Genomic DNA, 8,898 nt, shown 5'->3' with positions numbered 1-8,898 from the left:
AACAGTTGAATTATGTTAGAAAAACAGTTATCAATTAATTTCTTTCTCAAACCAACTAGAGAGAAAAGTAATCTAAGAGGTGTTTACCTTAGAATTACAGTAGATGGTATTCGTAAAGAAACTTCTCTTAGTCACAAATGGGATATCAAAAGATGGAACCAAAAAGCAGGTCGTGCCAATGGCTCTAAAGAAGACGCTAAAACGCTTAATTATATTTTAGATACAATCGTATCTAAGATTACTAAGTATAAATTAGAGCTCTTAAGCAATGAACTACCTATTACTGCTTCAATTCTTATGGATCATATACAAGGTAAAGGGACTAGTAGGATTAAAGTTTTAGAAGAATTTCAAAAACACAATGATGAAGTTTTTAAACTTGTACCTAAAGAGTATGCTATTGGAACACATGAAAGATACGTAACAGCAAGATCTCATGTAGCTGAGTATATCCGTTATATATATGGTAAAGAAGACATAGAGTTTAGAGAACTCAATTATGAGTTTGTAATTGGTTATGAACACTATTTAAAGACCGTTAGAGCGTGTTCTAACAATACAGCTATAAAGTATATCTCAAACTTCAAGAAGATTGTTTTACGGGCTGTTGCGAAGGGAATAATATCTTCTAATCCTTTTGTACAATACAAACCTAAAAAGACTAAGCTCAATAAGAAACCATTAAGCAAACAAGAACTATCTATTTTAGAAAACAAAGAGTTCCAAAATGATAGAGTAAGTACTGTAAGAGATGTATTTGTTTTTCAGTGTTATACTGGTCTTGCTTATATCGATGTGTTTCAGTTAAAGAAAAGTGATATTACAAAAGATGAAGAAGGTAATTTGTGGATTAGAACCAACAGACAAAAAACAGACGCTAATATAACTATCCCTCTACTTCCAAAAGCTATAGAGATAATGGAAAAGTATAAAGATCATCCTGATTGTATTGGTAAAGATATTGTTCTTCCTGTACGTTCAAATCAAAAAATGAATGAGTACTTAAAAGAGATTGCTTCATTGTGTGAAATAAGCGAATTAAATACACATAAGGCAAGGAGAACTTTTGGAAGTACTGTAACTCTTGGCAATGGTGTACCTATTCACGTAGTAAAAGAAATGTTAGGACATCACTCTGTTAAACAAACAGAGGAATACGCTTTAACTGAAGAGGAAGCTATTAAGAATGAAATGCAGATTTTAAAAGCTAAGCTTGAAGGAAAAGCAAATAAGCAAACTGATAATTACACTGACTTACTTGAAGGTTTAAAAAAACTAAATTCTGATAAATTAGCTCAATTAACTACTTTTATTAATCAGTTAAATGGATAGTACAAACTCCCTTGAATTCTCTACATTTTCTAATAATTCAACTGTAGTATTTGTAGTAAGGAATTCGAGGGAGTATTTTATTTTGTATATTTAGTATATTTAGTATTAAATTAAAGGTAACATTGAAAAATATTATCCATTGGAATTATTTGCTAAAGCATTGGGCAAGTACTTTGTTGATAGCACCATTTATCGTTCAAATTTTGATGTATATTTCAAAGAATAATGCTCATCAAATTGTAGGTTTATTAGAAGTATATCCTATTACACTCATTGTAAGTGTAGTTTTTTCATTGCCTACTTATGTAATATATGGCATCATAGATTATTTCGCTATAAAGAATAGTGTTTCAGAGAAAACAAATAAATATATTCTAATCTGTACAGCCTTAGTAGGAATTTTATTTACATTTTTAATTCTATTTAAAACAAACCAATTAGAAATAATATTAGGATATGGAATAACATCAGTGTTTTTTGGTATAATCCTTAAGTTAAGTGGAAACAATACTTAAATTATTTAATGCTGTGTTTTTCAACCTTTTTAATGAATAGAAGTTAACTTCTACTCATTAAAAAGGTTCATAATATCTTTTCTATTGTAGTAATACGAACCAAGTATTTTGCGATACTGCAATTTACCACTAATGCGTAGTGTTTGTAGGGAAGCTGGCGAAATACTGAGCAATTGTCTTGCTACTTTAGCCTTTACCCATTCAAGAGAGCTTTCTTTATTTTGTTTAGTTAATATTTCTTTTAGTTCTCCAATGATTGTTTGAGCAAACAATCTTAAATCGTCTTTTGTAATTTGATTTTCCATGATAGTTGTTTTTTAGGTTAAACAACTAAGGTAAAGTAGTTACTAAAAGATTGAACTAATAGGAAGGTAAAAAGTATACTTGGCTTTAAACATACATTTATAAAACCTAGTAGTTAGCAAGAGACCATTAACTCCTTTGATCTACTATTATTTTTAGCTCAGCTTGTAATTGAGTAACTAGCTCTAATAGCGCTTCTGTTTTTTCTGTATCAAAATTAATAAGTCGTTGATGTAATACTCTATAGTAATCTAATAAAGAAAAAAACTTGCTACCGAATTTATCAAATAAGTATTGATACTTATTTAAGTCAGTATTCACATTTACACAAAGCAACCATAAAGAGAAACTAGATAAATAATTAGGTAAGTATGATAAATGAGCTAACATATATGTCCTACAGAAAGACATAAAATAAAGAGATAATAGATAAGGAGTACTTTGCTTACATTCTTGTCCCTTTTTTAGTTTTTGTAGATTCTTAAGTAGTTCTTTAGCAGTATTATTAGTAACAGAATTATAATAGTATAGGTCAGTATATAAAGCTGTATGAGGGACTAACCAATGTAATGATGCATTGTATTGACTAGATGAATAAATCTTGTTTTCATTTTTTATAATACTAACAAAGAAGTCTTGTGAAGTGTATAATTCTGTTTGAATCCATATTTTAGTATGAGCTATAATAACAAAGTTCGTTTGCTTATTAAACTTATCTTGTAAACTTGATTCCAAGTTTTTAATCTGTTCGTTTGCGAACTTATCGCCTATGATAAGAAGATAGTAAATAGTTTGATTACCAATAGTTAACGTTTGATATAGATAAATTTCTTCTATACGTTGATTCTGATTTAAGCATCTTTCAATGATGATATCATTAAAAGTTTCTTGTTTATTAAGTTCTATAGCTAATTCTGAAATAATAGGATTACTAGTTTGGTGTTTGATTAAACGTTTTAAATATTTAAAACGGTCTTGAACGAAATTATAGAGTTGCTTTTCAACCTTCTCAAAAGCATCAAAGCATTCATCGTAATAGATTTCTCTTTGTTCTTCTATTGCTTCTTTTACTCTGTTTATTAAAGCAATAAAGTAATATTCTTCTTCACTTTTTTTAAGAAATAAACTTTCAATCTTTGGATTAAACTTACTTATTGCTTTAATTCGTTGATGTAAGTTATTGATCGAGGTTGTATGTCCTACATAGAGTTCTTCTAAATATAGTAGATGTAATTCTAATAAACGCTCGTAAAGAAGGAACACGCTTGAAACAGCATCTAAAGATTTATGTGTATTAAGTTCAGAACTTAAAAGGTCGTGATCTTGGTAATATCTCTCTTTATAGATATTGTACTGATTATTAAATTCTTTAAAACCTCTTGTAGTAAGTTTATCAAAATCAATTCCTTCCCTTTGATAAATTAGATGTTTTTCTTGGTAGATGAGCTCTATTATTGGATAACCATGCTCAAACTTATATCTCAAAGCATTACAATCAAATAACAATACGATGATACCATAGTCCTTAAATAGTTTTTTAATTCCTTTGCGTTTGGTAATTATTTCAATATCACTTCTATTGCTTAGATGTATAAGTAAATAGGACATCATCTCTATAGTGTTACTACAATAGTAAATCTCTAATACAGAAGGAAACTCTGTAATAATCTGTTTAAACTGGTTACTTAAAAAGTCGTTGATAGGAAAAATAGTTGTTTTCATAATTATGGAGTTTTTTGATTTGATTAAAATTCAATAGAACTCATTGAGTAAACTATTCTATCAAGAAGTATAATATTCTCATTAAGGGATATTTTACAAGATAATTTTATAACTTTACCTTTCAATCTTTTTAAATCATTGGCTTTATCTTTGAGCCTTCTTAACTCAGCTATTAATTATGGAACATAAAATACATCAAGGAAGAAATGTAAAGCGTTTTAGAGAAATGCTTGGAATCAAACAAGAGGTTCTTGCTTTTGATTTAGGAGATGATTGGAATCAGAAAAAGATATCTGTTTTAGAACAGAAAGAAGTAATTGATAATTCATTACTACAGCAAATATCAAAGGTACTTAAGATACCTGTTGAAGCAATTGAGAACTTTGATGAACAACAAGCTATTAATATTATCAATAACACAATAACAAATAATGACAATGCAGTAATGCATGCTTTATATATTAATAATGCTACAATTAATCCAGTTGAGGCAATTGTGCAATTACACAATGATAAAATTGCTTTATATGAGCGTATGCTTAAAGAGAAAGACGAAATGATGAATCGTTTAGAGAAGTTGATTCAAAAATAATATTCTCTTTTCTTAAAAATGGATAAAAACATTTCTTATACAATTAATGCTTCTTTGGACATAAATACTTTAAATAGTTTTATGGAGAAAGTATGGAAAGACCACGTTTGGATAAATTACAATCAAGTATTATCTAGAAGTCTAAGTTATATTACTGCGAATTGTGGTAATGAAATTATAGGCTTTATAAATATAGCTTGGGATGGGAATAAACATGCTTTTCTTCTTGATACCTCTGTAGATCCAAACTTTCGCAATAAAGGTATTGGTAAAGAGTTAGTTATTAAAGCTATATATGAGTGTAAAGCTAATTTTATTGAATGGGTTCATGTAGATTATGAGGAAAAATATGAAAACTTCTATAGACAATGTGGCTTTGTACAAAAAACTTCAGCTTCGCTATTACATTTAATATAAACGAAAAAAGGTAGAATTACCATGGAGGGTATTCTACCTTTTTTCATTTATAAATATTATTCACCCCTTTGATATAATAGCCAACATGCCTCTATTAGTCTATTTATACTAATAAAAGAGGTATTAACCTCTATTGATGGTGGTTCTATAAAGTCTCCAAGTGCAAATTGTGTTATTTCGAATAAATCAATTTCTAACTGAATTACAGATTGTTTTGCAAATACATTTTCAAATACTAAGTAAGGATTTAAATATTCCTCTTGGGATAGTGAACCTAAAAATGTCATTAACTTAGAAACTTCTGACTTGTTCATTGGACGTATCGAATAGTATTTTTTTGAGTTGCTTAGTATTTTATAACTACCACGTATTATTGAACGCAGTAAAGAATAGATCAAGAAAACTATATGTGGGGTATTCTGTAGATAAATTTCACTTTTATGAGTGTGATTCATTAATTCTGATAGGTACAGTTTTAACTCAGGAGGGTGCACTACATCAAATAAGCAGTACAACATATAATAAGGGTTCTTAATTGGTTCTCTATACCACATATGGGTTTCTAACGAAAATTTTACTTTTTTCATAATTCATGTCTTTTAAGGTTTGTTTAAAAGTATCATGCTTTATATCAGTAAACTATTCGCTTGGAAAGGTAAATTATCTTCTATAAGAATATTACTAATTTGAAAACATCGGACACATTAAGACATAAGAAAAAAGGGCTAAGCAATAAATAATTATTGGGTTTTATTTTTATTAATAATTGCACAAAGTTAGGCAATGCCTAGCGTTTCGCTAACAAGAAATTCCCCCATAAATGCTTGACTAAAGTCTTCGCTTTATTGCGTTGCTTCTTGCGCTCGCTAAGCCATTACCAATTGTGGCTCCATAATTAATTTAAAAATTTAATATTATGGAAACTACAGTTTTAAAACTTCTATAGTAATAAATGAAATAGTTGAAATTTTAAAGAAAATTATTTGAGGAAGATTTATTGTTGAAAGAACAAATATTTGGTTGGATTATATTAGTACTTTATTAAATAGATTTGGTATAACATTATCTAAATCAATAGAATGAAATTTTCTTACATGGTAAAAGAAATTTTGGAAGAATATCAAAAGTTATATCGATAGTTTTTGAGAAGTAACTTACATTTATTTTAAAAATCTCGTTCAATTAAATTTTGAATTTCACCTTTTTTTGTTGTAAGATATTCACTTGGTGCTCCTTTTAACTGTATTCCTTTATCTTGCAAATCACTATAAAATGTTTTATTCGAATCTATTTTTAAAGCTTTTTGTATGTCATCCCTAGATCTAGTAGTATGCTTACCTAGATTAAAGACTTCTAGATTAATAGTGTTATTCTGACTGTTTAAAAATTCAAATAAATAATGATTCTCACTATCCCAAGCCTTGACTACAAATCCAGGCAGATTATTAAACTTATAAGGACCTGAATTTAAAGGAATATCTTGAGTAAAAAATACAGTCCATTCTCTCCCTCCATAATTGGTAGTCGCCTGTTGTACAGTAAAATCATTCCACTGAATTAATTCTTGCTTTATTACCCAATGAATGTCATTCTTGTCTTCAATATACATATAATTAAATCCAGAGATTTCAGAATATAACTTATTGTTATTTATATTGTTATCTGATAATACAAACCAAGAAAAACTCGGTCTATAGTTTAATGGATTTCCTTCTGACTTAGAGTGTTTATTAAATAAAGCTTCTAGCCTTTTATAGTAATTACTATCATAAAATAACGATAATTGTTCAGAAATATCTAGGAAGCCAATACTTTCCTTCTTAATATCTGGTTTTGTTTTATCAGTAACTATTAAAGTTTTATAAGAATAACGCATTACTGAAAGTTCATTTAATTTTTCTTGAGAAAAACAGATGCTTTGAAATAGCAAAAGAAATATAATTAAGTATCTATTCATGTCTAAAATATTATTTTTAAAAAGAATCGTGATATTTAGCTATCACGATTCTTACATTACCAATTTACTTTTTAACCGCAATGATATTTTTCAAGATAGGCTACATCAGCAAATACTTCATCTATAGTGTTGTCCATAACACAATAATTTGTAGACCAGCAACTTAAAGTTAATACAAAACAGTGTTCACTTGTCTCATCCTCTAATAGGATATCACTTTTTTGAACTTCTACATTACTATCATTATTAGCCATTGCTGAAATGGAAAAGATAGTAAAAAGAGCTAACAACATTTTCTTCATAATTGTAAATTTTATAAATTAATAGATTATAAAATTAGCAAACAAAACCACTTAAAATTTTAATTAACTTAATTTTAACTTAATTTTTAATATTGCTATTATATGTTAAACCATATATTTTGTGATATAAATTGTGTTTTTTTGATTTAAAAAATATTTAATATACAAAAAAAAACAAATAGTGTTTTTTTTTATTTTACAACTACAGTGTTTAAGAAAATATCTAATAAGAGTATTTGTTATTTAAAGTTGTTAAACAGTTTTTATAGCTTACAACTTTAAATATTTAATAGAATATAATTTATTTTATTAATAGAAAACATTAAACAAGCTTAGAATTTGCAAACCTTTATTTATAGGTTTAAACACATACTAATAATCAACTATACAATAAATTCTTTTTAAAGATTACAACTTTACTACCTCCAATTAAATCTTTATAAAAGAGGAACTTTCTGATCATTTAGAATCCTCAAGGCTATTTGATTTTATTATTCTTGTAGGAAGGATAAATTCAATAGTTTATTGATTGAATTTATTGATTTAATTTAGCCTTTTATTATATAGTATAATAATGAAATCCAATTAGTTAATTTAAAAATCAAAAGTAAATGCTCCACAGAGGTTTCATATTACATCTTCTTATGGTTCCCTATCAAATAGCATTAAAAGCTTGAGCTAATAATAAGATTGAATTATTAGAACAGTTTAAAGTAATTATGCTTTCAAACAACAACAAAGTACTTGGAGTATTAGAAGCTTCCTCAGCAGGGATAACAGGTACTATAGTAGATTTACGAATCATCTTCTCAGCTCTTTTAAAAGCGAATGCTATAGCGTTCATTATAGTACATAATCATCCGTCAGGGAAATTAGCTTCAAGTGATGCTGATAGACAAATTACAAGAAAGATTAAAGAAGCAAGTAAGATACTTGATATTAATCTTTTAGATCATTTAATTATAACACAAGAGAGTTACTACTCCTTTGCAGATGAAGGCATCTTATAAGGTGTCTTTGTTTTTTTAAAGAAATATTTAAAAGATAGGTTTGTTCTTTTCATTAAAGCTTGTGGTTATCTCTTGTTTGAATTCGTTGAAGTGATGCTCTAATAGATTATTTAGATAAGTATAAACAGATACCTTATTTTCGCCTATTACTTGAACTATCCGGCTTAACTTCTTATGGAACTCTGGGCGAATATAGACCGTTTTACCATCTTTTGCTTTAGTAGATATTTCTTTTAAAAATGTATCTACATAATCCTCTATACTCTTAGTCATTTGTACTTGAACTGATTCTCTTAATTGATTAAGTTTTTCCATTATAAAATAGGTTTGAATTTGTCATTAAAATATTGGGTAATCTCAGAGTTATACTGCTGTAGATGTTGCTTTAAGATATTGTCTAAGTAAGAGTAAAGCGTAGTTTTTTCTTCTTTAGCCAATTGGGCTATACGAATTAATACTTCGTGATACTCAGGTCGGATATAAACGACCTTTCCAGCTCTTGATGAAGGAAATTCATTAATTAGAAAAAGCTCTTGGTATTTAGTAGTTGCTACTTCTTTCTTTGGCTTCTTCTCTTTGACTTTTGTTTCTTCTTTTTGGATTAGAGGTTCTTCTTTTTCTTCTACGATAGGTTTAACTTGTGTTACAGACTTAACTTCTATATCACCACTCATGATATTCATAAGATAGTCCTCATCGACTAACTCATTTTGACTGTCTTTTTTTGATGGTTGGTTTACTGTTCCCA

11 protein-coding genes and 1 pseudogene are annotated in these 8,898 nt (G+C 27.9%); 5 read left to right on the top strand and 7 right to left on the bottom strand.

Annotated features, from left to right (window positions below; genetic code table 11):
* Positions 1–12: 12 nt before the first annotated feature.
* Together AABL85_RS17085 and AABL85_RS17080 are read left to right on the top strand one after the other, a co-directional pair.
* Positions 13–1,332 (top strand): site-specific integrase, encoded by a 1,320-nt coding sequence (locus AABL85_RS17085; protein ID WP_341310981.1) that lies wholly within the window; start codon positions 13–15, stop codon positions 1,330–1,332.
* A 122-nt stretch (positions 1,333–1,454) separates the two neighbouring features.
* Complete coding sequence (locus AABL85_RS17080) at positions 1,455–1,847, top strand: hypothetical protein (protein ID WP_141629439.1); 393 nt, start codon at positions 1,455–1,457, stop codon at positions 1,845–1,847.
* Positions 1,848–1,897: 50 nt separating this feature from the next.
* On the opposite strand, the gene AABL85_RS17075 is transcribed toward AABL85_RS17080, so the two are convergent.
* Together AABL85_RS17075 and AABL85_RS17070 are read right to left on the bottom strand one after the other, a co-directional pair.
* Entirely contained in the window at positions 1,898–2,152 is a 255-nt protein-coding gene (locus tag AABL85_RS17075; RefSeq protein ID WP_010255016.1) for a DNA-binding protein, read from the bottom strand.
* 127 nt (positions 2,153–2,279) lie between these two features.
* Positions 2,280–3,872 (bottom strand): hypothetical protein, encoded by a 1,593-nt coding sequence (locus AABL85_RS17070; RefSeq protein ID WP_341310980.1) that lies wholly within the window; start codon positions 3,870–3,872, stop codon positions 2,280–2,282.
* 178 nt (positions 3,873–4,050) lie between these two features.
* Between AABL85_RS17070 and AABL85_RS17065 the strand changes: the two genes are divergently transcribed.
* Positions 4,051–4,464 (top strand): XRE family transcriptional regulator, encoded by a 414-nt coding sequence (locus AABL85_RS17065; protein ID WP_341310979.1) that lies wholly within the window; start codon positions 4,051–4,053, stop codon positions 4,462–4,464.
* A gap of 18 nt (positions 4,465–4,482) precedes the next feature.
* On the top strand, positions 4,483–4,881 hold the full coding sequence (locus AABL85_RS17060) for a GNAT family N-acetyltransferase (protein ID WP_341310978.1): 399 nt from the start codon (positions 4,483–4,485) through the stop codon (positions 4,879–4,881).
* A gap of 56 nt (positions 4,882–4,937) precedes the next feature.
* Here AABL85_RS17060 and AABL85_RS17055 read toward each other — a convergent pair whose 3' ends face one another.
* The 3 genes from AABL85_RS17055 to AABL85_RS17045 all read right to left on the bottom strand — a co-directional run bounded on the left by AABL85_RS17055 (position 4,938) and on the right by AABL85_RS17045 (position 7,140).
* A complete protein-coding gene (locus tag AABL85_RS17055) occupies positions 4,938–5,468 on the bottom strand; it encodes a hypothetical protein (RefSeq protein WP_341310977.1) in 531 nt (176 codons plus the stop codon).
* A 578-nt stretch (positions 5,469–6,046) separates the two neighbouring features.
* Positions 6,047–6,838, bottom strand: a complete 792-nt coding sequence (locus tag AABL85_RS17050; RefSeq protein ID WP_341310976.1) for a GLPGLI family protein — start codon at positions 6,836–6,838, stop codon at positions 6,047–6,049.
* A gap of 71 nt (positions 6,839–6,909) precedes the next feature.
* Complete coding sequence (locus AABL85_RS17045; RefSeq protein WP_341310975.1) at positions 6,910–7,140, bottom strand: hypothetical protein; 231 nt, start codon at positions 7,138–7,140, stop codon at positions 6,910–6,912.
* 598 nt (positions 7,141–7,738) lie between these two features.
* Here AABL85_RS17045 and AABL85_RS17040 point away from each other — a divergent pair.
* Positions 7,739–8,150, top strand: a pseudogene (locus tag AABL85_RS17040) (JAB domain-containing protein); the annotation flags it as partial.
* A gap of 27 nt (positions 8,151–8,177) precedes the next feature.
* Here the strand turns inward: AABL85_RS17040 and AABL85_RS17035 are convergent.
* Both AABL85_RS17035 and AABL85_RS17030 read right to left on the bottom strand, forming a co-directional pair.
* The gene (locus tag AABL85_RS17035; protein ID WP_341310974.1) at positions 8,178–8,465 is read right to left on the bottom strand and encodes a DUF3408 domain-containing protein; all 288 of its coding nucleotides are present in this window, start codon (positions 8,463–8,465) and stop codon (positions 8,178–8,180) included.
* Positions 8,465–8,898: DUF3408 domain-containing protein (locus AABL85_RS17030; protein WP_341310973.1), on the bottom strand; the 434-nt coding region annotated here is incomplete at its 5' end. The genes AABL85_RS17030 and AABL85_RS17035, both read right to left, overlap by 1 nt.

It is taken from the genome of Myroides odoratimimus, from assembly GCF_038039805.1.
GTDB lineage: Bacteria > Bacteroidota > Bacteroidia > Flavobacteriales > Flavobacteriaceae > Flavobacterium > Flavobacterium odoratimimum_B.
This window is presented reverse-complemented; position numbering and strand designations above follow the sequence as displayed.

Excerpts from the sequence above, each read along its gene's own strand:
- AABL85_RS17050 (WP_341310976.1), bottom strand. The coding sequence starts at position 6,838 with ATGAATAGATACTTAATTATATTTCTTTTGCTATTTCAAAGCATCTGT.
- AABL85_RS17060 (WP_341310978.1), top strand. The coding sequence starts at position 4,483 with ATGGATAAAAACATTTCTTATACAATTAATGCTTCTTTGGACATAAAT.
- AABL85_RS17070 (WP_341310980.1), bottom strand. The coding sequence starts at position 3,872 with ATGAAAACAACTATTTTTCCTATCAACGACTTTTTAAGTAACCAGTTT.
- AABL85_RS17045 (WP_341310975.1), bottom strand. The coding sequence starts at position 7,140 with ATGAAGAAAATGTTGTTAGCTCTTTTTACTATCTTTTCCATTTCAGCA.
- AABL85_RS17075 (WP_010255016.1), bottom strand. The coding sequence starts at position 2,152 with ATGGAAAATCAAATTACAAAAGACGATTTAAGATTGTTTGCTCAAACA.
- AABL85_RS17035 (WP_341310974.1), bottom strand. The coding sequence starts at position 8,465 with ATGGAAAAACTTAATCAATTAAGAGAATCAGTTCAAGTACAAATGACT.
- AABL85_RS17055 (WP_341310977.1), bottom strand. The coding sequence starts at position 5,468 with ATGAAAAAAGTAAAATTTTCGTTAGAAACCCATATGTGGTATAGAGAA.
- AABL85_RS17085 (WP_341310981.1), top strand. The coding sequence starts at position 13 with ATGTTAGAAAAACAGTTATCAATTAATTTCTTTCTCAAACCAACTAGA.
- AABL85_RS17065 (WP_341310979.1), top strand. The coding sequence starts at position 4,051 with ATGGAACATAAAATACATCAAGGAAGAAATGTAAAGCGTTTTAGAGAA.